Origin of the sequence: Chitinophaga sp. OAE865 (assembly GCF_040546735.1) — a bacterium.
Lineage (GTDB): Bacteria > Bacteroidota > Bacteroidia > Chitinophagales > Chitinophagaceae > Chitinophaga > Chitinophaga polysaccharea_A.
The window spans coordinates 3,448,876-3,473,612 of sequence record NZ_JBEPOF010000001.1 but is presented as its reverse complement, the minus strand read 5'-3'; the positions used below and the strand labels follow the sequence as shown (position 1 = coordinate 3,473,612).

The following is a 24,737-nucleotide window of genomic DNA, read 5'->3' as shown; positions in this document are numbered from 1 at the left end:
TGCGCAATAGTTATAACTATAATTGTCAGACCAACAATTTTTCAACCAGGTAAGGTGTACATGCGGAAGCGGGTCTTTATATTTATCTTTTTATTCCTCGTTACGATAATAATGCGGGGACAAACACTCCCCTATCAGTTCAACCGGATTGATATCAACCAGGGCTTGTCTAACAACCAGGTAAACTGTATTTTCAGGGATAGCACAGGATTTATGTGGATAGGGACTGTATCAGGTCTGAACCGGTTCGACGGCTATCATTTCACTGTGTACCAGCACGATCTGCGCGATACCACCTCTGTAGCAGATAATAATATCAGCAGGATCATGGCCGGGCCAGGACAGCAGCTCTGGATCCAGACCCGGGCTGGCATTAATATTTATGACCCGGTGACCGCCCGTTTTAACCGGCGCCCTGAAAAGATCCTGGGCCAGTGGGGCTTTCCCGGCAACACGGTCACAGATATCGTGAAAGATCCTTCCGGCGGGTACTGGTTCCTGCACCCTTCCGCAGGCATTTTCCTGGTAAGTGCAGCCAACAAGGTAAAACGGTTTACGCATACCGGTTCCGGGGGCAGCATCGGTACCAACAGCGTGTCTGTACTGTTGCCCGGTAAAGCAGGTATCTACTGGCTGCTGCATAGTAATGGCCTGCTGGAAAAAATGGACGCCCGCAGTCACCAGGTTGTTTACCGCGATAATACACTCGTAAGAGCTGAAATCCCCACCGGTGGCTGGGGAATGGTGGCAGATGCCGACGGCGACCTGTGGATGTTCAGCAAAAATGAGGACAACGGCGTTTACTATTTTGACGTAAGCACACAACGTTTCCGGCATATCGACCAGAATACTCCCGGGCTGGCGCTGAATAACAATATTGTAAGAGGCATCGTTCCGGATAATAGTGGCCTGGTGTGGATAGGTACCGATCATGGCGGTATCAATATCATTAATAAGAAAACTCAAAGCATCCGTTACATAGAGAATATCAGTGAAGATAACCGAAGCCTGAGCCAGAACAGTATCACCACGCTTTATAAAGACAATACCGGCATCATATGGATAGGCACCTTCAAAAAAGGACTGAACTTTTACCATGAAAACATGGTGAAATTCCCGCTCTACCAGTACCAGGCGTATAGCCGTAACAGTTTGCCGTATAACGATGTGAACCGGTTTGTGGAAGATGCAGCCGGTAACTTATGGATAGGCACCAATGGGGGCGGATTGATATACTTTGACCGTGCCCGCAACACCTTCACCCAGTACCGGCACGATCCTGCCAATAATAACAGCATCTCCGGCAATGTGATCGTGAGCCTCTGCATTGATCACAACAAACAACTATGGGTAGGTACCTATTTCAGTGGGCTCGACCGCTTCGACAACGGCCGTTTTATCCATTATAAACACGACCCGGCAGACAGTTCCAGCATCAGCGATAACAGTATATGGGAAATACTGGAAGACAGCCGCCACCAGCTGTGGGTAGGTACCCTCGGCGCCGGCCTTAACCGGATGGACCCCACTACAGGCCGGTTCCGGCAATACAGGCGGGAAGTGAAGTCCAGGTACATTTCCGCCCTCATGGAAGACCACCAGGGAAAGCTCTGGATAGGCACCTCAGATGGCCTCGATGTGTACAATCCCGCCACCGGCACTTTCAAACATTATAACAATCTCCCGGGCGACAGCACCAGCCTCAGTCACAATAACGTGGTATGTATTTTCCAGGACAGCCGCCGCCTCATATGGATAGGCACCAGGGAAGGACTGGATCTCTTTGATCCGAAAACCAACGGCTTCCGTACCCTCCGCAAGGAGAACGGTCTCCCGGATAATTCCGTCCTGAACATCCTGGAAGCCAATGACCACCGCCTCTGGATGAGCACTCCCAATGGCCTGTGTAATATGACCATTGAGGGTAATACCTATACTTTCAAAAATTACGACGAATCCGACGGCCTGCAGGGAAAGGATTTCAACGAAAACGCCGCCCTGAAAACCAGTCGCGGTGAGCTTATTTTCGGCGGCGGCAACGGCTTCAACCTCTTCTACCCCGATGCCATTGCCCTCAATAATAATATCCCTCCGGTGGTGCTCACTGATCTGCAGATCTTTAACAAAAGCGTGCTCCCGGGAGAGGAGATCAACGGGCGCATACTACTGAAGGCTGCTATTCCGGAAACACAAAGCATCACCCTGAAGCATGGTGAAAATGTATTTTCGCTTGAATTTGCCTCCCTGAATTATTTCCACCCGGAAAAGAACAGGTACGCCTATATGCTGGAAGGGTTTAATAAAGACTGGCTGTACACCGACGGCCTGCAAAGAAAGGCCACCTACACCAACCTCGACCCGGGCGAATATACTTTCCGCGTAAAGGCTTCCAACAACGATGGCGTATGGAATGAGAAAGGCCTTACCCTGAAAATAAAAGTACTCCCACCCTTCTGGAAAACCTGGCCTGCCTTCCTCGGTTATATACTGCTCATACTGGGGGCGCTGCTACTGGCCCGCCGCATCATACTGGAACGGGAAAGACTGAAGTTCAGAATGGAACAGCAAACACAGGAAGCTGCACGTATGCACGAACTGGATACGCTGAAGATCCGCTTCTTTACCAATGTAAGCCATGAATTCAGAACACCGCTGAGCCTTATCATTACGCCACTGGAAAAAATTGTGCGCCAAACAACCGAAGGCCCCTTGAAAGTACAGCTGGAGCTGATGCAGCGCAATGCTCGGCGCCTGCTCAACCTCGTGAACCAGCTGCTCGACTTCCGTAAAATGGAAGTCCAGGAAATCAAACTGCATCCCGCAGAAGGAGACATCATCAGCTTTGTAAAAGACCTCACCGGCTCTTTTTCCGACCTGTCTGATAAAAAACATATACAGCTGGGCTTTCAGAGCAATGTACAGGAGCTGAAAATGTTGTATGATGCCGATAAAATAGAGAAGATCATCTTTAATCTCCTCTCCAATGCATTTAAGTTCACCCCCGAAAATGGCAGTATATCCGTTCAGGTTAGTTACCAGGAAACTGCCGGGCAACTGGAAATTGCCGTAAAAGATAATGGTATCGGTATTCCCCCGGAAAAACAGGAACATATCTTTGAAAGGTTCTTCCAGCATGAAGTACCGGCCTCCATGGTGAACCAGGGCAGCGGGATCGGGCTCTCTATTACAAAGGAATTTGTGAAAATGCATGGGGGTAGCATTACGGTAGACAGCGCCCCGGAAATGGGTAGCTGCTTTACGGTATACCTCCCGGTTAAAACAGCTGCTGCTGTTGTTCCCGGCGATGTGCAGGAAACAATACGTACTGCCGTTACCGTTACAGCGCCTCCTGCGGTGAACACCAACTCTAAAAAACCGGTGGTTTTACTGGTAGAGGATAACGAGGATTTCCGTTTTTACCTGAAAGATAATCTCAGCCAGTACTTCCAGATTATTGAAGCAGAGAACGGGCTTGCCGCCTGGAAAGTGCTGCAGCACACGCTCCCGCACCTGGTAGTAAGCGATATTTCCATGCCGGAAATGGATGGACTGGAATTATGTAAAAAGGTACGCGCCCTGCAACGCACCGCGCACCTTCCCATTGTATTGCTCACCGCCAGGGCCGAAGAAGCCCAGCAGCTGGAAGCCCTGGAAACCGGCGCTTCCGATTACATTACAAAGCCTTTTAACTTCGAGGTACTGCTTTCACGGCTCAGGAACATTATCTCCCAGCAATCATCTCTCAGGAAAACATTCCAGCAATATATAGAAGCCAACCCGGGAGAAATAGCCATTTCATCGGCAGATGAACAATTCATACAACAGGCTTTGCAAATTGTAGAGAAGAATATTGCCAATCCCGACTTCTCGGTAGAAGAACTGAGCAGGGCGCTTTTCATGAGCCGGGTATCCGTGTATAAAAAGATCCTGGCCCTCACCGGGCGATCGCCCATCGAATTTATCCGGAGCATCCGTTTAAAGCGGGCTGCACAACTGCTGGAAAAAAGCCAGCTTACCGTAGCAGAGGTGGCCTATGAAGTGGGCTTCAATAATCCCAAATACTTTACAAAATATTTCAAGATGGAATACAACGTGCTTCCGTCTGTTTACGGAAAGAAGAAATAATACCCCTACTTCAAAAGTACATCATCCTGCAAAACAACAAATCTGCCCTATGAAATAACGAAATGCGCCCCCTGTTTCAGGGGGGCAATAGATAATTTTGTTGGATCGATTATCAAACCTACTATGTTCAAGCAAAACTTTAAACGAAGCAATCGCCTGTATCTGTTGATTGAAATCCTGCTGTACTGCCTGATCACAGGTTCTCTCATCGGCATCTTCTTATTATAACAGCTTTATAACCAGCCCTTTCATTTGCCATACGTTAACATTTAATGCCCTTACCGAAATCAAATTGTTACCCTGCGGATACCAGGAGTTAACATAATCGCCCCACATCAAAAACATACCCGTACCCTCGGATTCGTGACCTCCTTTTACTTTTGTTTCAACACGTTTTGAAGTAACACGTTTTTGAAAAATGGAGTACAGGTACCACAACCTGTATTTGTAACAACCACGTTCAACCAACGAAAAAATCCGTTCAAATATGCAGATAAAGAGGGCGATACCGATCGTATTAATGACGTTCCTCACTTCCTGGTGTTATGCCGGGCAGGTGGAAAAATTGGCTGATGGGCTGTTGATCCATTTAAAAAACCCCGCCCGGAACGGCGCCAGGCAGGTGAAACTACAGGTGGTTTCTGATAAAGTGATCCATGTAACCGCCACCCCGGACGATCATTTCACGGGATCTCCAAGTCTCATGGCCGTAGATGCCACCGGTAATACCATCAAATGGGACTCAGAAGAACGGAATGAAAGCGTTACGCTGAAAACAACCAGCATCACCGCTACAGTAGCACTGAATACCGGGGAAGTGACATTTCGCGATAAAACAGGCGATATTATATTACAGGAACAGGCCGGCGGTGGCAAACGCTTTTCCCCGGTTACTATTGGCAACAAATCCCTATACCGGATCCAGCAGATTTTTGAATCCCCCGCCGGTGAAGCTTTCTATGGACTTGGACAGCACCAGACCGGCTTAATGAACTACAAAAACCAGGATGTAGACCTCACTCAGTACAATTCTGTAGCGGCGGTTCCCTTTGTAGTGTCCAGCCGGAACTACGGTATTTTATGGGATAACTATTCCATTACACGTTTTGGTGATAACCGTCCCTATAAACAAATGTCTGAATTACACTTAACCTCGGCCGACGGACAAACAGGCGGTTTTAGTGCCACCTATGGCGACCGTAATAATAATACGGTATATATAAAAAAGGTAGAGGATAAGATCGACTACGAATTCCTGGACCGTTTATCGTCGCTTCCTCCTTCCTTTCCAATGGTAAAAGGAAAGGTAACCTGGGAAGGCTCCGTGAATGCAGATGAAACAGGCGAGTATAAATTTTTCATGACCACTTCGGGTTATACCAAAGTATGGATCAATGGCCAGCTGAAGCTGGACAAATGGCGCGAAAGCTGGAATCCCGGCGCTTCTGTATTCCGCCACCTTCTTAAAAAAGGAGAACCGGCTACCGTAAAAGTAGAATGGATCCCGGAAACCGCGCAATCTTTTATCTCCCTTAAATTCCTTCCTCCTACCCCGGAAGAAGGACCGGATAAAATGCAGCTAACCTCCGAAGCAGGTGAAAAGCTCGACTATTACTTTATGTATGGAGAAAATATGGACGAAGTGATCAGCGGTTATAGAAAGGTAACAGGTAAAGCCACCATGATACCACGCTGGGCACTGGGCTTCTGGCAAAGCAGGGAGCGGTATAAAACGCAGCAGGAGATTGAAAGCACCGTGGCAGAATTCCGCAAAAGAAAGATCCCGCTGGATAATATCGTACTCGACTGGAGCTACTGGAAACAGGACGAGTGGGGCAGCCAGCAGTTTGATCCCGCACGTTTCCCGGATCCCGCCGGCATGATCAGCCGCCTGCACAAACAGTACCATACCAACTTCATGATCTCCGTATGGCCGAAATTCTATGAAGGCATCAGCAACTATAAATTATTCGACAGCAAAGGCTGGTTATACAAACAGAATATCAAAAACAGGCAGCGCGACTGGATAGGTAACGGTTACGTATCTACGTTCTATGATGCCTTTAATCCTGAAGCGCGTAAACTATTCTGGAGCCTGTTGCAGAAAAACCTGCTCAGCAAAGGTGTGGACGCCTGGTGGCTGGACGCCACAGAGCCGGATATCCTTTCCAATGCCTCTATCGAAGAACGCAAAAAACTGATGGATCCCACTGCGCTCGGCTCTTCTACCCAATACTTCAATACCTACGCACTGGTAAATGCGCAAGGTATTTACGAAGGACAAAGAGCTGCAAAACCGGATCAGCGCGTGTTCATTCTTACCCGTTCCGCTTATGCAGGACTGCAACGCTATGCCGCCGCCACCTGGAGCGGCGATATAGGCGCCACCTTTACCGAGTTTAAAAGGCAGATCCCCGGCGGACTGAATTTCAGCCTCTCCGGCCTGCCCTACTGGACTACAGATATAGGAGGCTTTTTTGTGGAAGATAAATATGACAGTCCCAATCCGCAGGGGCCGGCACTGGAAGAATGGAGAGAGCTCAATACAAGGTGGTTCCAGTATGGCGCTTTCTGCCCGCTGTTCCGTTCTCACGGGCAATACCCTTATCGTGAGATGTTCAACATTGCTCCCGACAGCAGTGTAGCGTACCAGTCTATGCTGTACTACGACAAACTGCGTTACCGCCTGCTGCCTTATATCTATTCCATTGCAGGCAGCACTTACCACCACGACTATACGATTATGCGCGGGCTGGTAATGGATTATGGCAGGGATACCGCGGTACTGAATATCAGCGACCAGTACATGTTTGGTCCCTCTCTCCTGGTAAATCCTGTAACGGAGTACCATGCACGCAGCCGCGATTTGTACCTGCCTGCAGGTAATGGCTGGTACGATTTCTACACCGGGAAATACGAAGCCGGTGGCCGGCATATTACCGCCGAAGCGCCTTTGCAAAGAATGCCTTTATATGTAAAGGAAGGCGCCATTCTGCCGGTAGGCCCTGACCTCCAGTATACCGGTGAGCGCCGTGCAGATACCATACAGCTGTATGTGTATACAGGTAAAGACGGTGAATTCACGCTTTATGAAGATGAAAATAATAACTATCAATATGAGAAAGGCGCTTTTAGCAACATTTCCTTCCAATGGAATGAAGCTGCGCAAACACTCACTATAGGTCAACGGGAAGGCAGGTTTCCGGGTATGCTGCAGCAAAGGTACTTCCTCGTAACATTCGTGGGGAAAGAAAATGCGGCAGGACCGGATATCAGCAATAAGACAGGTAAAATGATAACATATAATGGAATAGCAAAAACGGTCCGGGCCATCTGACCTGGACCACTTTCTCTTAAAATCATTAAACTCCTTTGCCTAAATAAAACACGTTAAACATGAAAATCTGGTACACGATCAGCAACTATTTTCCGCGGCAAACCGTCATAAAGGCGCTTGCCGTATGCAGCCTGACCACCGCTGCGCCTCCCGCGCTGCATGCAGCTGATAATAACGGGAAGGCATATACGCAACCTGTAAAACAAACAGTTACGGGCAAGGTAATTGATGCCAATGGCGGCGCTCCCCTGCCCGGTGTTAATATCGTTATAAAAGGAACCACCCGTGGCACTGTTACCAACGTCGAAGGAATCTTCACCCTGCAGGCAGATCCCGGTGATGTACTCGTGGTATCTCTGGTAGGTTATACCAAACAGGAACTGCCGGTAAAAGTGGACGGCCCCATGGTAATACGTCTCCAATCCGCTTCCACTGGTCTGGATGAACTGGTGGTAGTAGGGTATGGCGCGCAAAAGAAAAAAGTAGTGACCGGCGCCACTGTACATCTCAACAATGATGACCTCATAAAAAATCACGCCATCAGCGTAGAACAATCTTTACAGGGACAGGCCCCCGGTGTGCAGGTAACATCCAACTCCGGCCAGCCCGGTGATGCATTGAAATTCACTATCCGTGGTATAGGCACTAATGGCGACTCCAGGCCGCTGTTCATTATTGATGGCTTCCCGGCAGATGATATCAGCTTCCTCAATCCAAACGATATTGCCAGCGTAGACGTGCTCAAAGACGCTGCCTCTACAGCTATTTACGGAACACGCGCTGCCAACGGTATCGTAATGATCACCACGAAGAAAGGCCGCGCGGGCAAAATGAATGTCAGTTTTGATGCGTCTTACGGGTTACAGAATCCCGCCCGCAAACTGGACCTGCTGAATGCGCAACAATATGCACATATCATGAACGAAGCAGCTATCAACTCCGGTTCCATACCTATCTATACATCGGATTCCATTGCGAAACTGGGTACGGGACCCGACTGGCAGAAAGCAGCTACCATCAAAAATGCACCTATACAGAACTACAGCCTGAGCCTCTCCGGTGGCAACGAGCACTCAGTGTTCTCCTCTTCCCTTTCTTACCAGGGACAGCAAGGCGTAATGGGGCTTCCCGGCAGATCTAACTTTGAAAGAACTTCTTTTCGTATCAACTCAGAGCACAAATTATATAAGGACCTGATCAAAACAGGGGAGAACTTAACGTTTGCGCATACACGCCAACGGGGTATCGGTACAGGCAACATCTATAATAACTCTATCCGGGGGTTACTGAACGCCTCACCCATTTACCCGGTGTATAATGCCGACGGCAGCTATGGCAAATCGCCCTATGCAGAAGAGCCCAATCCTATCGGTATGATCGACTACACACAGAATAACCAGACCATCATCGACAGGATCATCGGTAACATCTATGCAGAAGCTACCCTCATCAAAGGACTGACCCTGCGTACCGACTTCGGCGCCGACATCTCCTATAATTACAATAACTCGTTTATTCCGGTATACAGTCTCGGTACCAATAATAAGAACGATCATTCCTTTGCCAGCCAGGGAATGTACCGCAATCTTACCTGGAACTGGGATAACACCCTCACCTACCAGCTCACAACAGGCAGGCATAACCTGAATGTAATGGTTGGTACCACGGCAAAGAAATTTGAAGGATATAATGTAAGCGGCAGCAAAACAGATCTTATCATTGCCGACTTTGATCATGCCATTATCGATAATGGCAGAAATGATTCTACCCGCAAAGTATATGGAGCAAGAACTATGAATGCCCTGCAATCATACTTCGGAAGGGTGTTTTACAGCTACGACGATAAATACCTGCTTACCGCAACATTACGCCGCGACGGCTCCACCAAGTTTGGCGCCAACAACCGCTATGGCTACTTCCCCTCCTTCTCTGCAGGATGGATTGTGACCAACGAAGCGTTCCTTAAGAACAGCAGCTGGATCAACTTCCTGAAGATCCGCGGTGGATGGGGACAAAACGGTAGCGACAGGATTGATGATTTCAGGTACCTGGCCACTATCAATTCTACTTACCGCGATTACTACTTCAACGGGCAAAAAGCCATCGGCGCTTCTCCTGATAAGATCCCCAACCCCGATCTGCACTGGGAAGCATCTGAACAGATTGACATCGGATTTGATGCAACACTGTTCAAAGACTTGACCGTAACATTTGACTGGTATCAGAAAAATACCCGCGACTGGCTGGTAACAGCTCCTATCCCCGACCTGGTGGGCACCGGCGCTCCTACCATCAATGGCGGTAATATCCGGAACAAGGGTATTGAACTCGGCATTAACTACAACCACCAGTTCGGAGAAGTTACCATTGGTATCGGCGGTAATATTGCCTTCAATAAAAACACCGTAATAGATATTCCTAACCAGGAAGGCGTATTGCATCCTTCTTACAACGGCGTATTGTCGTCCAATATGGATGAATACTTCCGCGCGCAGAACGGCATGCCTATCGGCTTTTTCTATGGACTGAAAACAGCCGGTATTTTCCAGAACCAGGCCGAAATAGATGCCTACACCAGCAAAAGCGGGCAAAAGATCCAGCCGGGCGCACAACCGGGCGATGTACGCTTTGTAGACATGAACGGCGATGGTGTGATTAATGGTGATGATAAAACAAAAGTAGGAGATCCTAATCCTACACAAACCTATGGCATCTCTTTATCCGCCGGCTGGAAGGGATTTGACCTGAGTGTGCTCATGAACGGTGTAGGCGGCAACGATATCGTGGATGGAACAAGGGCTTACGACCGTTACACCAACAACTATACCACAGCTATATTTGGCCGCTGGCATGGTGAGGGCACTTCCAACAGCATGCCCCGTGTAACACAGAACAATGAAGCCAACCAGAACTATACCCGCTTCTCAGACCTGTATGTGCACAATGGCGCTTTTCTCCGCATCAAGAGCATCAACTTCGGATATGATTTCAAGAAAACATTACTGAAACGCCTGCCGCTTCAGCAATTCAGACTATATGTATCCGGGCTGAATGTATTTACGTTTACCCATTACCGTGGGTTGGATCCGGAAGTGGGTTATGGTATCGACAGCTGGTCGTCAGGCACAGACCTCGGTTACTTCCCGCAGCCCAGAACTGTTCTATTCGGCCTTAACGTTAAATTTTAAACTCCGGTAATCATGAAGAAAATATTTGCAGCTATCATCGTAACGGGGTTAATGGCTTCCTGTTCCAAAAGTTTCCTGGAAACATTGCCCATCAATACTATAACAGAAGAAGATTTTTATAAAACACCCGCAGATGCTTACCAGGCATTGGTTTCCGCGTACAGTGTGTTAAACTGGGATGGATACGGGAATATTGCTCTCTCCTCAGAAATTGCATCTGATGAATGCTTTGGCGGTGGCGGCACCTCCGATAACGGATGGAACCAATGGGATAAGAGCATTAAAATGAATGACCTTAACAGCAATGCCTGGAAGAAGTATTATACCGGTATTTACCGCGCCAATAAACTGATCCAGAAAATAGATGCAGTAGATTTCAAAGGAGATGACGCCACCAAAAAGCGTTATGTGGGTGAAGCACACTTCCTGCGTGCCTACTTCTATTTTGACCTGGTGCGTATGTTTGGTCATGTGCCATTGCTCACAGCACCGTTGGAACCCGGTAATTATAATATCCTGCAGGCAAGTCCCGACAGCGTATACATGCTCATTGCCAACGACCTGAAGCTCGCGGCAGGTAATCTTCCTGCCACTCCTTTTGCCAGTATTCCGACCGGCGAATATGGCAGGGCTACCAAATGGGCTGCCGAAGCCCTGCTGGGCCGTGTGTTCCTTTACTATACCGGCTACTACAGCAAGCCTGATATTGCCGGCGTGCTTTCACAGGCAGATGCGATTGCCGCTGTTGACGATGTGATCAATAACAGCGGTCACAGTCTTATTCCAAAATACCGGAACCTGTTCCGTGCCTCCGCAGAAAACACTGCTGCATATGCGGGTCAGAATAATGCTGAGGGCGTATTCACCATCCAATACACCTACCTCGGCCTGGGCGATCAGAACCAGCAGAACGGCAACCGCATGCAGGTAATGATCGGTATACGCTCCCAGGAACTGGGTCCCTACTACAAAGGATGGGGCGCCGCCACTGTAAATGAAGCGCTCTTTCATTCCTATGCACCCGGCGACACCAGGCAAACCGCTTCTATCATTTCCATTAACGGGGAAGGATTTGCCGATACCTATACACTGGGCGATCAGGCGCAATACACCGGCTTCTTTATAAAAAAATATACACCGCTGAAAGATAAGAATCCTGATGACCTTGGTGGTAATTTCCAATGGGACAATTTTGATAACTACGTGGTGATCCGCTTTGCAGATGTACTGCTGATGGGAGCTGAATTAAACCTTACAACCAACGCTGCCAAAGCACAGGAATACCTGGATCGTGTGCGCGACCGCGCATTTGGCGATCAGACCCACCGCGTTACCCTTAGCAGCAAAACGCAGATCATGCAGGAACGTAAATGGGAACTGGCACTGGAAGGACACCGGTACTGGGATCTGCTCCGGCAGGGCATGACCGTTGCCAAACAGGCAATAGATAATCCGTCTTCCCAGGCAGCCTTTAATGTAGTGTTCCGTACAGAAACAAACGGTTTATTCTCTATCCCTGAAACACAGATCAATTTATCTAACGGTACACTCAAACAAAACACCGGCTGGTGATATTGCTCACTTTAAAAACCAAGAAAATGAAACGTCTGCATATATATTTCCTGGGATTAACTGTTGCATTATTTTATGCATGCAGTCCTTATGAAGACAGGATCACTCCCGCAGATCCTGCCGGCATTCAACTCGATTTCTCTGTTACACAAACGCCTGGTTACGATAACCAGGTAACGCTGGAAAGCAAAACCAAAGATGTGATCCCTTTCTGGGATTATGGCTTTGGCACCACTAAGAACGCAAAAGCGGTGGTGATCCTTCCTTTTGCGGGCGACTTCTTCATAAAATATTCTGCTTATGGCGCCGGTGGCCCTAAAACAGATTCCGTAAAAGTAACCGTGAGTGAAAACGATCCGAAATTTTTCGCCAGCGAATTATATAACCTGCTCACCAATGGCGCCGACGGAAAAACCTGGGTATGGGCAACTGATGTTCCCGGTGGCTACTGCTTTGGCAACGGCCCCGGTAATGCAGATAAACCGGCATGGTGGACTGTAGGCACAGCTGGCTTAAGAGACCAGGGCGTACTGGATGATGAGATGACATTTGATCTGAACAAAAATGCAAATTTTACTATCCTGCATAAAGGAGTAACTACGAAAGGATCATTTGCACTGGACACGCTGAACAAGGCGATTAAGATCAACGGAGCAGATATCAGCTGGGGCAATAACGTTACTTACAATATTATTAAGCTGAACAACAATGAACTGACGCTGGTACAGCAGGGCGATGGCTGGCGTAATCTCTGGCTGTTCAAGCGCAAAGGGTTTGTATTTTAAAAATCCACATTATGGCCCCCGGCGGGGATCTCCCTGCCGGGCCTTTTAAAAATTATTTTTTAGAAGATGATAAAAGCGATAACATATATCATAAATAACTAAGATACTCAGTATTAATCAATGCTGTTTTGGTTGTTACCTGTTGCCGGTGCTTTTCAGCATCGGCTATTTTTTTTGTTGTCCGGCTTTCATCATTCACTTAATTTCTTATTTGATGATTCTTTATTACCTTTCAAGACACAACGCCTCTATGTCATGGAAATTAAAGTACTGACCGCGCCGGGGCTGGGCAGCTCCGGTGAATTACACTGGCAAACACTATGGGAACAGTCTATACCAGGAACAAAACGGATTGAGCAAACAGATTGGAATGCACCGGTATGTGCCAACTGGGTAGCGCAGATAGAGAAAGCGGTGACCGAAGCCGGGCCGCAGGTAGTAATAGCTGCACACAGCCTGGCTTGTATTGCGCTGGCGCACTGGGCAGGGCAAACCACCAGGAAGATCCGCGGCGCATTACTGGTAGCGCCTGCAGATGCAGAAAGACCAGGCTTCCCACCGGAAGCGACCGGCTTTACGCCGATCCCTTTGGTTAAACTGCCCTTCGAAAGTATCATTGTTGCCAGCACCAATGATCCTTTCTGTTCACTGGAAAGGGCTGCTTTCTTTGCCCGGCACTGGGGAAGCCGCTTTGTAAACGCTGGCGCCAAAGGCCATATTAACAGCGAATCCCGGCTGGGTGACTGGCCTGAAGGACAGAACCAGCTGAAAGAACTGGTGCAGAACTGGCCAACGCTCTGATGCCACAGGGCTTATCTCATCAAATTTTATTGCCTGCCGGCAACGTTTAACCTGTTATTTCATTTTTCTTTATTCCACTTTTCTTACCGCGCAAATAAGATATAACGCCGGAAGTATTGACTAAATCGATTTTTTCTGCCGGAAATTAACATAAAGATAAACTCAGGCGGTACTGCATGCTAACAGGATTATACCACCTTTGCCCGCTGAAACTTTTGAAAACTATCTTTTACCATACAATGAAAAAAGCACTGTTCTTTTTATCCGGTGTAATGATGGCCGCCGGGGCATCTGCCCAAATAAAGCAGTATACCATGGCCCAGGCGCACTCACATAACGACTATGAGCGGGCCACTCCTTTTTATGCAGCAGCGGCCCTGCAGTTCGGGTCTATCGAGGCGGATGTACACCTTAAAAACGGCGTTTTATACGTAGCGCACGATGCCACTGCCATACAACCGTTCCGCACGTTTAAGGAAATGTACCTGCAACCGGTGCTCCGCCAGTTTTCTCTTTACAACGGCAAGCCATACGAAGGCAATGCACCCATGCAGTTGCTCATCGACCTGAAAACAGCCGGTACTCCTACCCTCCGGACATTACAGGAACTATTGCTCCCTTACCGGAATTATTTTGACCGCAATACCAATCCATCTGCCGTAAAACTGGTGATATCCGGCAATGTGCCGCCAATGGAAGAATGGCAAAAGTATGATCCCATCTTCTTTTTTGATGGCCGTCCCGACAGCGTATACCCGGCAGCGTTACAACAACGCATTGCCATGGTAAGCGTGGATTTTCACTCCTACAGCCACTGGAACGGCAAGGGCACACTGGTGCCGGATGAATTGGAAAAAGTAAAGGCGGTGATCAGCAAAGTACACGGGCAGGGGCATCCCTTCCGTTTTTGGGGCGCGCCCTCAACCAGGTCTACCTACTACAAACTGATGGACCTGGGCGCCGACTGGATCGGTACAGACCACCCGGAAGAATTGTATGATGTGCTCCACAACACCAGCCGCACTACCGCCTCCAACATGCCGGTGCATGAAGTATATACTCCCTCCTTTGCATCAGATGCCACACAGGTACGCTCAAAGAACGTGATACTGATGATAGGTGATGGCACCGGTCTTGCGGAAATGTTTTCAGGCTATACCGCCAATAAGGGCGCACTGAATATCTTCCAGATGAAACAACTGGGCTTATCCAAAACCCAATCGACCGATAACTACCACACCGACTCTGCCGCAGGTGGCTCTGCCATGGGCACCGGTGTCAAAACACATAACCGCGCCATCGGGCTGGATAACACTTATGTGTCCATCCCCGTAATCCCTGAGATACTCGCTCCCAAAGGCATCCGTAGCGGCGTTATAGTTACGGAAGAAATTACCGGCGCCACACCGGCTTCTTTCTATGGCCATACTGCCGATCGCGACAGCACCTACACACTGGAAAAGCAATTGCTGGGCAGCAAGCTGGATCTTGCAGTAGGCGGCGGCAGGGAACAACTGGATAAAGATTTCGGCCGGCAGCTCGCCTCCTCTGGCATCCGCATCTACGATAACCTGGATAACTGGGACGCCACTACGAAAAACCGTACGCTCGTGATCCTGAGCAACAAAGTAGTTAGCTCGATGCGCAATGGCCGGGGCAATTATCTGAAAACCGCACTGAAAAAAGCGTTACAGCAACTCAACGCTTCCGGCAAAGGATTTTTCCTTATGGTGGAAGGCTCCCGCATAGATCACGGCGGCCACATGAACGACCTGGACTACCTGGTACGGGAAATGCTCGACTTTGATGAAGCCGTAGGAGAAGCCCTTCGTTTCGCCGACCACGACAAACAAACCACGGTGATCGTTACCGCCGATCATGAAACCGGTGGTCTTGCCCTGATGGATGGAGATATTTCACAAGGTACTTTACGTGGCCATTTTGCCACCAACGATCATACCGGTATTCCTGTGATGGTATTCGCCTATGGCCCTAACTCCCAGCTGTTCCGTGGTGTATATGAAAACAACGAGATCTTCCGCAAGATGCTGACATGCTTCGGCGAGTAGCGTTGGTGCGCCTTCGGCGCACGCGGATTTTGTCTGACTCAGGATTAAACTGATTACGCTGATTACGCTGATTTTATTTTTTGGGATTTTATAATTGATTTTAAAAGATTCGGGGAGATATAAGCGGATATCGCTTTTATCTCCCCGAATCTTTTAAAATCAAATAGATCAAATCAGCGTAATCAGCGTAATCAGTTTAATCCTGAGTCAGACAAAATTCGCATCTTTTTTATACTTTTAAAGGCATTTTAAAATTCCGGTTATGCCAGCAAGAATGATATTGCTGCTCACGGGCATGTTATGCCTGCACGTAGCATTCGCACAGGAAACCCGATACATCTACCTTTCAGGTACAGATAAAGACCATACCGTTAACTGGGATTTCCGCTGTTCCGGTGGACAGCGCAGTGGAAAATGGACCACTATTCCCGTTCCATCCAATTGGGAACAACAGGGATTCGGCAGCTATAACTACGGCCACGACAAAGTTAAAGCCGATGAACAGGGGTTTTACCGTTATCGCTTTACAGCTCCGGCCAACTGGCGCGAGCGACAGGTGAATATTGTTTTTGATGGCGTGATGACCGATGCCGAAGTAAAAATAAACGGCCACCTTGCCGGTGAAATACACCAGGGTGGCTTCTACCGGTTCAGGTATGATATCAGCAGATTGTTACGGAATGGCAGCAACCTCCTGGAAGTAAAGGTGAGCAAAATGTCGGCTAATGCAGGGGTAAACCGTGCAGAAAGGAATGGTGACTTCTGGATCCTGGGCGGTATTTACAGACCTGTGTTCCTGGAAGTGAAACCGCTGATCCATATTAACCATGTAGCCATTAATGCCACTGCCAAAGGGCTTTTCACAGCGCAGGTATTCACTTCCCCTTTGCCGGAAGGATATTCCCTCAGTACACAGGTGGTAACTATGACCGGCCAGCCACTGCAGCCTGCTGTAACCCTGCCTGCCACTGCCAATCACCCTGCCGCCTATACGTTGCAGCAACAGATTGATCACCCGGCTACCTGGAGTGCGGAGTTTCCAAACCGCTACCTGGCAGTGGTGGAAATTAAAAAAGATAACCAAACCATACACCGCATATCCCAGCCCTTTGGTTTCAGAACCATTGAAATAAGACCACGGGATGGCATATACGTAAATGATACCAAAGTAATACTGAAAGGCGTAAACCGCCATAGTGCATGGCCTGAAACAGGACGTACGCTCAGTAAGGATATCAGCATACTGGATGTGAACCTGATGAAAGATATGAACATGAACGCTGTGCGCATGTCGCACTATCCGCCGGATGAACACTTCCTGGACGTATGCGATTCCCTGGGCCTGTTTGTACTGGATGAGCTCACCGGCTGGCAGGCGGCATACGATACTGTAGTAGGCCGCAAACTGGTGAAAGAACTGGTGGAGCGCGATGTGAACCATCCATCCATCATTGCATGGGACAATGGCAATGAAGGAGGGTTTAACCGCGCCCTGGATGGCGACTATCACCTGTACGATCCGCAGCTGCGCCCGGTACTGCATCCCTGGGAAAGATACGGTGGTGTAGACACCAAACATTATCCCAACTTCAACTATATCGTTAATTCAAGTCTCTACGACCAGGATATTTACATGCCTACCGAATTTATGCATGGGCTTTACGACGGCGGTATGGGCGCCGGCCTGGCCGATTTCTGGGACCGCATGCTGCAACATCCCCGCTGCGCGGGAGGGTTCCTGTGGGCATTCGGTGACGAAGGACTGGTACGTACCGATAAAAACGGCATCATCGACACCGATGGCAACCACGCTCCTGACGGCATTGTAGGGCCCCACCGCGAAAAAGAGGGCAGTTTCTATACTATCCGCCAGATCTGGTCGCCGGTACATATGTCCCTGCCCCTTATAAACCCCAACACCTTCGATGGCCGTATCCCGGTGGAGAACCGTTACGACTATACGCCATTGTCCAGGTGCCGGTTTACATGGCAGCTGCTGCGGTTTGCATCTCCCGGAAAAAATAATAAAACAGATACTATCGCCTCCGGCAGGATCACTCCTCCCGGCCTGGCGCCTCATACCAAAGGATTCCTGGAGCTATCCCTTCCCAATGGCTGGCAGGATGCAGACGCTTTATATGTGAATGTGCAGGACAGCTACGGGCGCAGTATCATTACCCGCAGCTGGCCGCTGCAACCGCCTTCCCGTGTAGTGCGGCAGTTTCAGGGAACAAAGGGCCGGCTGGATGTAGTAACGGATCATGATACACTTTCCGTCAGCAATGGCGCAGGCACCTATTATTTCAGTCGCACCACCGGGCAGCTGTTACATATCCGCACCCCCAAAGGCAACATATCATTAAGCGGAGGCCCGGTATTGGCAGGCATTTCCCAGGAATTGAAAGCTTTCAGCTCCGGTACCGACTCCAGCGGTTATTTTATCGTTGCCAGGTACGAAGGCAGCGGCTTTCTTCACGTTAAATGGACTTTTAAGCCTGGCCTGCCGGTACAACTGGATTACAGCTATAGCATTAAAGGCGCTACACCCTATAGCGGCATTACTTTCCGCTACCCGGAGGAAAAGGTAACCGGACTGTCATGGACCGGTGAAGGACCTTACCGCGTGTGGAAGAACAGGTTACAGGGACAATTATTTGGCAGCTGGTATAAAGCCTACAACAATACAGTAACGGGGGAAAGCTGGGAATACCCGGAGTTTAAGGGTTATCATGCCAATGTATACCATGCCACTTTCCATACAAAGGAACAGGCATTTACCTTTTATACCGGGCAGGAAGGTACGTTTTTACAGGTATTCCGGCCACAGGCGCCGGCAGGAGCAGCCAACAACTATACTGCGCCAGCCTTCCCGGACGGTGATATAGGCTTCCTGAGCGCCATTGCGCCCATAGGTACCAAGTTCCAGGATGCCGCACAGATGGGGCCTGAAAGCCAGGAGAATATAATGCTGAACTATACGCCGGTGAAGGGCACTATCTGGATAGACTTACCGTAGGTTGCCGGGGTCTGTAACAAAATTCAGGAAAGCATTGAATTTGGCGTTGTACTTGCGCTTGTCGAGCTTGAAGTAAAAGGCGCCGCGTTTGGAGCTGAGCCGGTCTTTATCCTTTTGTTTGATCAGCAGACCGGTGGACAATACCTTGCGGCTGAAATTACGTTTATCGAAAGTAACGTCATATACTGCTTCATAGAGCAGCTGTAACTGTGGAATAGTGAACTTCTGCGGCAGCAGTTCAAAAAGGATAGGATGTATAGCTGCTTTATAACGGAGCTTCTCCTGGGCCATCTTCACCATTTCAGTATGGTCAAAGATGAGGTCGGGCAGCTTACCGAGTGCGATCCATTCGGCATGGTACTCGTCATTGATCTGCAGCTTGTACTGGTTGATATCAATAAGGGCGAAGTAGGTGATGGAAACAGTGCGCTCTACCGGGTCGCGGGTAGGTTCACCAAAGGCAAAGAGCTGCTCCATATATACCCCTTCCAGGCCTGTGAGCTTATGCAACACCCGTGCAGCAGCCGCTTCAAAGCTTTCGTCGGCCTGCACAAATCCGCCCATCAGGCTCCACTTATTTTTCTGCGGTTCAAACCCGCGCTTGATCAGCAACAGCTTTAGTTCTTCCCCATCGAAACCGAAAATGATGCAATCAACTGCTACCAGCATTCTTGATTGCCCTGAATAACGTGTCATACCAGCAATTATTTATATAACCCGGCAATTTATGGTACACTGCCGACATTTGGAAATTATATTGCAATATTCCTTGTCTATACGAACAATTGTTGTAACACCGGATCGGTATAGTCCGCCACAAAAGCCCTGATATTGCTGTAGGCGGCAAACTCTTCGCGTGTATGCATGGTGGTTAATACAATTGCCTCCATACCCGCATTCAGCGCGGCTTCCACTCCTTTGGGCGCATCTTCAAATACTATGCAGCTGTTGGGCGATACGCCCAGTTCTGCTGCGCATTTGAGGAAAACTTCCGGATCCGGCTTGCTGGTGGCAACATCATCGGCGCTTACAATAGCCTTCAGGTAGCGGCGGATATCCAGGTTGTCGAGCACATAATTGATGTTGAAAGTGTTGGCTGCAGATCCTATTGCCATGGGAATACCTGCAGCGGCAGCTTTCTCAAGGAATGCGGGCAGCCCGGCAATCAGCTCCAGGTGAGGTCTGAAAGCTTCCTGGTACAATACCTCTTTTTCATGGGCAATTTCCTCCATTTGTTGGGCGGTGAAACGATCCTTCCCGAACACACGTACCAGCAACTCTTCATTTTTGCCGTACATATGGCTTCTTACAATTTCCCTGGGAAGATTGGCGCCCAGCTTGTTCAACATGTTATACCAGCCTTCCAGGTGATATTCCATGTCGTTGATCATAGTACCATTCAGGTCAAACAGAAATGCTTTTTGCTGCAGGGTCATAATGCCTTTTTTTGTAAGGCGCAAAGATACACGAATTTTGTCTGACTCGGGAGTCAGACAACCACCGCGTAGTTCGAAAGGAATTACTTATATTTGAAAATTGTGACATTCCGGCCAGTGGCTTCAGGCATTTAAATTACCCGGATGGACCCGGCTTCTCAGGATAACCTTTTTACCAGCTATAGTTCATTATCTCAAATATTAGTTGCAGTATGGATATCATTCAAAGAAATAATATCCATGTTACCGGTAACCCTGACAGTCCGCAGGAAGCAGTAGCTGCCATCCAAGTGTTTCTTTAATTCATCTTTTTAATTGCATACTTGTGAGCAACTGGGATCGTAAAGCTTTAAATTTTATCAATCAAACCGGCAGATGGGATAAAGAAAAACATATCTCCTCCTTTCTTGCCTTCAGTATTTCCCTGGTAAAAAACCTGATGGAAGCAGATATCGCACTGCAACTGGAGTTTGAAGACGAAGAAACAGCCAGGGTAAAATGCGCTTCCCCGCTCCATCTGAACGAAATTGTGCTCAACCCTGAACCCATCAAAAAGCTATTGTACGCCAATGGCTTTAAAACCATCTACTGGCGTGTAGTCCCGCCACCAGAAGAAAATGTGTTCAGTGAAATAATGCCTGCGTTGTCGTCGGCCGTTATCATGCCCGTAAATACCAGTCCCAATAACAGCCTCCTTATTTTAGGCTGGACTGAACCACCATCCTTTGATGCCGGCTTCCTGGAGTGTATAGAAACGATCCGTTTACGTTTGAAAGAGATACTGGTGCAATCCCAGCAGCAGATCTATTTTCAGCGGGTAGCCATCCGGTTTGCCGCTATCCTGCATACTATTCCCCATGCACTGGTGTTCATCAACAACGATGGGTTTTCCGGTTGGATAAACCAGGAAGGCGCTACCCTTCTCGGGCTGGCCGGTCCGGGAGAACAGCTGCCGGCTGTGCTTTCAGACGCCATGATGCAGTTGCGGAATAAAGCGGCTAACATAGTGGCAATCGACAGGGAAGCGATGCAATTGTTCTCTTCTCCGGAAAATTCCATCCGCAACTGGACCTGGGAGATGGAACATAAAACATTGATGGTATCGTGTTTACCTGTTAACACCCAACAGGTAAGCGGCAGGTTATGGATCTTTGAAGACAGCGATCAGGAGCAATCCGTCCCTCCTCTCAAAAATTAATTTGGAAAATTAACACCGTTCAGTATATTTGCACTGTAAACAATTCAACGTGGGCATAACAGAAAGAAAAGAGCGGGAAAAGGCAGAAATGCGCAGGCGTATTGTAGACGTGGCAATAAAAATGTTTGTGGAAGAAGGATATGAAAAAGTATCCATCCGCAATATTGCCGACAAAATAGAATATAGTCCTGCAACTATTTACCTGTATTACAAAGACAAAGACCAGCTGCTGTATGATGTACAGACAGAGGCCTTTGCCACGCTGGCCGGTGAATTTGCGAAAAAAATTACGCATAAGGAGCCATTTAAACGGTTGCAGCAACTGGCAAAAGCATACATAGAGTTTTCAAGGGATCATCCTGAACTGTATGACCTGATGTTTATTATAAAAGCGCCGATGAATGCCACACATGAGGAAGAATGGAAGAACGGGGATCCTTCATATGATGGGTTGTTTCACCTGATGGAGGAATGTATAGCAAAGAAACTGGTGAAATTTAAGGACCCCACCATTGCTACGCTATCTGTCTGGGCTTTTGCACATGGCTTCATCAGTCTCTACCTGAGAGGACGATGCAAAGTAGCCGCTGTGTCACAGGAAGAAATGCCCGAGGTAATAGATAAAGCAGTGGACGAATACCTGCGGATGATCAAAGCATAAACTACTAAAAGCCATTGCGGCTTTTTTTTAAGACCAGAATTAAACACTGTTCAGTATCTCAACATCGATTAACAGAAGCCTTTGGCTTTATTTTTTTCGACATTAATAAACACCGTTCATTATGTACACGTCAATCACAAAAGGAGCATTGTTAATAGCATTACTGGCAGCGGGCTTCAGCTCCTTTGCACAAAGCTCCGTACTGGATCAATACATACAATCCGCCTTTGATAATAATAAAGGATTGAAGGATCAAAACTTCCAGCTTACTAAATCGATGCTGGCTTTACAGGAAGCCAAAAGCCTGTTCGGGCCAAATGTTTCCGTACTCGGCAGTTATACCAAATCAGCCGGGGGCCGTACCATCGACTTCCCCATCGGTGATATTATGAACCCGGTGTACAATAGTCTAAACCAGCTTACCAACAGCCACAATTTTAAAAACATCGACAACGTATCCGTACAGCTGAACCCCGACAATTTTTATGATGCAAAAGTAAGGGCCAGCCTGCCGCTGATCAATGCAGAGATCTATTACAACCAGAAGATCCGCAAAGAACAGATCACACAACAACAGGCCGCGCTGAACGTATACAAACGGGAACTGGTGCGCGATATAAAAACAGCCTACTACCAGTATTACCAGGCGTCTCAGGCAGTAGCTATTTACAACAATGCGCTCTCGCTCATCAATGAAAACATACGGATCAATGAAAGCATGGTACGCAATGGCGTTCGCAACAATACCGCCCTGTACCGCGCGCAAACAGAGAAACAGAAAACGGATGCCGATATCAATAAAGCCATCAACGCCAGGGAAAACTCAAAAGCCTATTTTAACTTCCTGCTCAACCGCGGACTGGATGAGAATATTACACTCGACAGTACCCTCCTCCGGGTGCCTGCACAACTGCCTGGCAGGGATATCAACGACCGGGAAGAACTGGCGCAATATAAAAGCGCAACTAACGTATACCGCTTAAACGAACAACTGCAGCGCTCCTACCTGGTACCCAGGCTCAGTACCTTTATTGACCTTGGCTCCCAGGGTACAGGCGCGCGCTTTGATAAAGATACCCGCTACTATCTTTTTGGCGTAAACCTGGAATGGAACCTCTTTGCTTCACATAAATACAGGTATAAAATAAAACAGGCAGCCAATGAAGTAGCTACCATTACCAATGTCGCCGACCAGACAACACAGCAACTACAGCTACAGCTATACGAAGCGGTAAACAATTACCAGACATCCGTACTGAACTTTAAAACAGCACAAAGCCAGCTATCCTTTGCGGAAAGGTATTACCGCGACCAGATGAAAGTATACAAAGAAGGACAACTGCTTTATATAGAATTACTGGATGCACAGAACCAGCTCACACAGGCACAGCTGCAAACCGCAGTAGCACAGGCCGCCGTGCAAACGGCCTACGCTTCGGTAGAACGTGCACAGGCATCTTACAATATCACTGATAATCACAACAACCAATAAATATATACTCATGAAAAATACATTGCTCCTGCTGCCTCTTTCTGTACTGCTGTTCTCCTGTGGCAGTAAACCGGCAGCTACCATCACTGTTTCCGATACTATCCCGGTAAAGATCATGCCGCTGGAAAAACAGGGCACCGCCGTTACCATCAATGCCTCCGGGCAGTTTACTACCGATGATGAAGTATATCTCTCTTTCAAAACCAATGGCATCATCAGCAGCATCCTGGTAAAGGAAGGGGATAAAGTACATAAAGGACAATTACTGGCAACGCTCAATCTCACTGAAATAAATGCACAGGTGCAGAAAGACCAGCTGGCCTTTGAAAAAGCCCAGCGCGATTACCAGCGCATTGTGAGGCTGCATAACGACAGCGTAGCCACACAGGAACAACTGGAAAACAGTAAAACCATCATGGACCAGGCGCGGCAGCAACTGAGCACTACCCAGTTTAACCGCAGCTACTCCACCATTCATGCCACACAGGATGGCTATGTATTGCATAAACTGGTAAGCAGCGGGCAAATGGTGAACGCAGGCACGCCGGTGCTGCAAACCAACGGCGCCAGCAGCTCCCACTGGCTGCTTCGTGTAGGCGTAAGCGACAGGGAATGGGCACAGGTAAAGAATGGCGACAAAGCCAGCATTGAAATATCAGGCGTTCCTGGCGACACGCTCACTGGCATGGTTACACGTAAATCAGAAGGTATTGATGCACAAAGCGGCACCTTTCTCATTGATGTACAGCTCACCGGCAGCAAGCCCGCCGCTATCGCAGCCGGCATGTTTGGCCGTTGCCATATTCACGCAGGCGCCGTTACCGGCAGCACTGCCTGGAGCATCCCCTACGCCTCCCTGCTGGATGGCAATGGCAGCAGCGGGTTTGTGTTCGTTACCAACGACAATAAAACCGCGCAGAAAATACCTGTTACCATTGCAGGTATGGAAAAAGAAAATGTGATCATCAGCACCGGCATGGAACAGGCAAAAGCACTCATTATTTCAGGCAGCGCTTACCTGAAAGATCAATCACCTATCCGTATCATCCAATAACAA

At 48.4% G+C, this 24,737-nt stretch carries 14 protein-coding genes; 12 read left to right on the top strand and 2 right to left on the bottom strand.

Going from position 1 to position 24,737, the window contains the following annotated elements; genetic code table 11:
- Positions 1-111: 111 nt before the first annotated feature.
- From ABIE50_RS14105 to ABIE50_RS14070, 8 genes are all read left to right on the top strand, one after another.
- Positions 112-4,125, top strand: coding sequence for a hybrid sensor histidine kinase/response regulator (locus ABIE50_RS14105; protein WP_209860487.1), 4,014 nt, complete (start codon positions 112-114; stop codon positions 4,123-4,125).
- A 487-nt stretch (positions 4,126-4,612) separates the two neighbouring features.
- The gene (locus tag ABIE50_RS14100; RefSeq protein ID WP_209860489.1) at positions 4,613-7,462 is read left to right on the top strand and encodes a TIM-barrel domain-containing protein; all 2,850 of its coding nucleotides are present in this window, start codon (positions 4,613-4,615) and stop codon (positions 7,460-7,462) included.
- A gap of 59 nt (positions 7,463-7,521) precedes the next feature.
- Positions 7,522-10,650 (top strand): SusC/RagA family TonB-linked outer membrane protein, encoded by a 3,129-nt coding sequence (locus tag ABIE50_RS14095; RefSeq protein WP_209860491.1) that lies wholly within the window; start codon positions 7,522-7,524, stop codon positions 10,648-10,650.
- A 12-nt stretch (positions 10,651-10,662) separates the two neighbouring features.
- Positions 10,663-12,222 carry a RagB/SusD family nutrient uptake outer membrane protein gene (locus tag ABIE50_RS14090; protein WP_209860493.1) on the top strand — a complete coding sequence of 520 codons (1,560 nt, stop codon included), beginning with the start codon at positions 10,663-10,665 and terminating at the stop codon, positions 12,220-12,222.
- Positions 12,223-12,248: 26 nt separating this feature from the next.
- Positions 12,249-13,007, top strand: coding sequence for a hypothetical protein (locus ABIE50_RS14085; protein WP_209860495.1), 759 nt, complete (start codon positions 12,249-12,251; stop codon positions 13,005-13,007).
- A gap of 120 nt (positions 13,008-13,127) precedes the next feature.
- The gene (locus ABIE50_RS14080; protein ID WP_209860497.1) at positions 13,128-13,808 is read left to right on the top strand and encodes an RBBP9/YdeN family alpha/beta hydrolase; all 681 of its coding nucleotides are present in this window, start codon (positions 13,128-13,130) and stop codon (positions 13,806-13,808) included.
- A gap of 239 nt (positions 13,809-14,047) precedes the next feature.
- Positions 14,048-15,877, top strand: a complete 1,830-nt coding sequence (locus tag ABIE50_RS14075) for an alkaline phosphatase (protein ID WP_209860499.1) — start codon at positions 14,048-14,050, stop codon at positions 15,875-15,877.
- Between the two features lie 262 nt (positions 15,878-16,139).
- Positions 16,140-18,893 carry a glycoside hydrolase family 2 protein gene (locus tag ABIE50_RS14070; protein ID WP_209860501.1) on the top strand — a complete coding sequence of 918 codons (2,754 nt, stop codon included), beginning with the start codon at positions 16,140-16,142 and terminating at the stop codon, positions 18,891-18,893.
- Here the strand turns inward: ABIE50_RS14070 and ABIE50_RS14065 are convergent.
- Both ABIE50_RS14065 and ABIE50_RS14060 read right to left on the bottom strand, forming a co-directional pair.
- Positions 18,885-19,589: an NUDIX hydrolase gene (locus ABIE50_RS14065; RefSeq protein WP_209860503.1), complete on the bottom strand. Its 705-nt coding sequence runs from the start codon at positions 19,587-19,589 to the stop codon at positions 18,885-18,887. The genes ABIE50_RS14070 and ABIE50_RS14065 overlap by 9 nt on opposite strands.
- Positions 19,590-19,666: 77 nt before the next feature.
- Complete coding sequence (locus tag ABIE50_RS14060) at positions 19,667-20,329, bottom strand: HAD family hydrolase (RefSeq protein WP_209860504.1); 663 nt, start codon at positions 20,327-20,329, stop codon at positions 19,667-19,669.
- A 325-nt stretch (positions 20,330-20,654) separates the two neighbouring features.
- Between ABIE50_RS14060 and ABIE50_RS14055 the strand changes: the two genes are divergently transcribed.
- The 4 genes from ABIE50_RS14055 (at position 20,655) to ABIE50_RS14040 (ending at position 24,734) form a co-directional block, all read left to right on the top strand.
- Positions 20,655-21,527, top strand: coding sequence for a hypothetical protein (locus ABIE50_RS14055; protein WP_209860506.1), 873 nt, complete (start codon positions 20,655-20,657; stop codon positions 21,525-21,527).
- A 49-nt stretch (positions 21,528-21,576) separates the two neighbouring features.
- Positions 21,577-22,188, top strand: a complete 612-nt coding sequence (locus ABIE50_RS14050; RefSeq protein ID WP_209860508.1) for a TetR/AcrR family transcriptional regulator — start codon at positions 21,577-21,579, stop codon at positions 22,186-22,188.
- A 121-nt stretch (positions 22,189-22,309) separates the two neighbouring features.
- On the top strand, positions 22,310-23,680 hold the full coding sequence (locus ABIE50_RS14045) for a TolC family protein (RefSeq protein WP_209860509.1): 1,371 nt from the start codon (positions 22,310-22,312) through the stop codon (positions 23,678-23,680).
- A gap of 10 nt (positions 23,681-23,690) precedes the next feature.
- Positions 23,691-24,734 (top strand): efflux RND transporter periplasmic adaptor subunit, encoded by a 1,044-nt coding sequence (locus ABIE50_RS14040; RefSeq protein WP_209860511.1) that lies wholly within the window; start codon positions 23,691-23,693, stop codon positions 24,732-24,734.
- The last annotated feature ends 3 nt before the right edge of the window (positions 24,735-24,737 follow it).

Coding starts and splice junctions, on each gene's coding strand:
- ABIE50_RS14105 (WP_209860487.1), top strand. CDS start 112: ATGCGGGGACAAACACTCCCCTATCAGTTCAACCGGATTGATATCAAC.
- ABIE50_RS14100 (WP_209860489.1), top strand. CDS start 4,613: ATGCAGATAAAGAGGGCGATACCGATCGTATTAATGACGTTCCTCACT.
- ABIE50_RS14095 (WP_209860491.1), top strand. CDS start 7,522: ATGAAAATCTGGTACACGATCAGCAACTATTTTCCGCGGCAAACCGTC.
- ABIE50_RS14090 (WP_209860493.1), top strand. CDS start 10,663: ATGAAGAAAATATTTGCAGCTATCATCGTAACGGGGTTAATGGCTTCC.
- ABIE50_RS14085 (WP_209860495.1), top strand. CDS start 12,249: ATGAAACGTCTGCATATATATTTCCTGGGATTAACTGTTGCATTATTT.
- ABIE50_RS14080 (WP_209860497.1), top strand. CDS start 13,128: ATGCTGTTTTGGTTGTTACCTGTTGCCGGTGCTTTTCAGCATCGGCTA.
- ABIE50_RS14075 (WP_209860499.1), top strand. CDS start 14,048: ATGAAAAAAGCACTGTTCTTTTTATCCGGTGTAATGATGGCCGCCGGG.
- ABIE50_RS14070 (WP_209860501.1), top strand. CDS start 16,140: ATGCCAGCAAGAATGATATTGCTGCTCACGGGCATGTTATGCCTGCAC.
- ABIE50_RS14065 (WP_209860503.1), bottom strand. CDS start 19,589: ATGACACGTTATTCAGGGCAATCAAGAATGCTGGTAGCAGTTGATTGC.
- ABIE50_RS14060 (WP_209860504.1), bottom strand. CDS start 20,329: ATGACCCTGCAGCAAAAAGCATTTCTGTTTGACCTGAATGGTACTATG.
- ABIE50_RS14045 (WP_209860509.1), top strand. CDS start 22,310: ATGTACACGTCAATCACAAAAGGAGCATTGTTAATAGCATTACTGGCA.
- ABIE50_RS14040 (WP_209860511.1), top strand. CDS start 23,691: ATGAAAAATACATTGCTCCTGCTGCCTCTTTCTGTACTGCTGTTCTCC.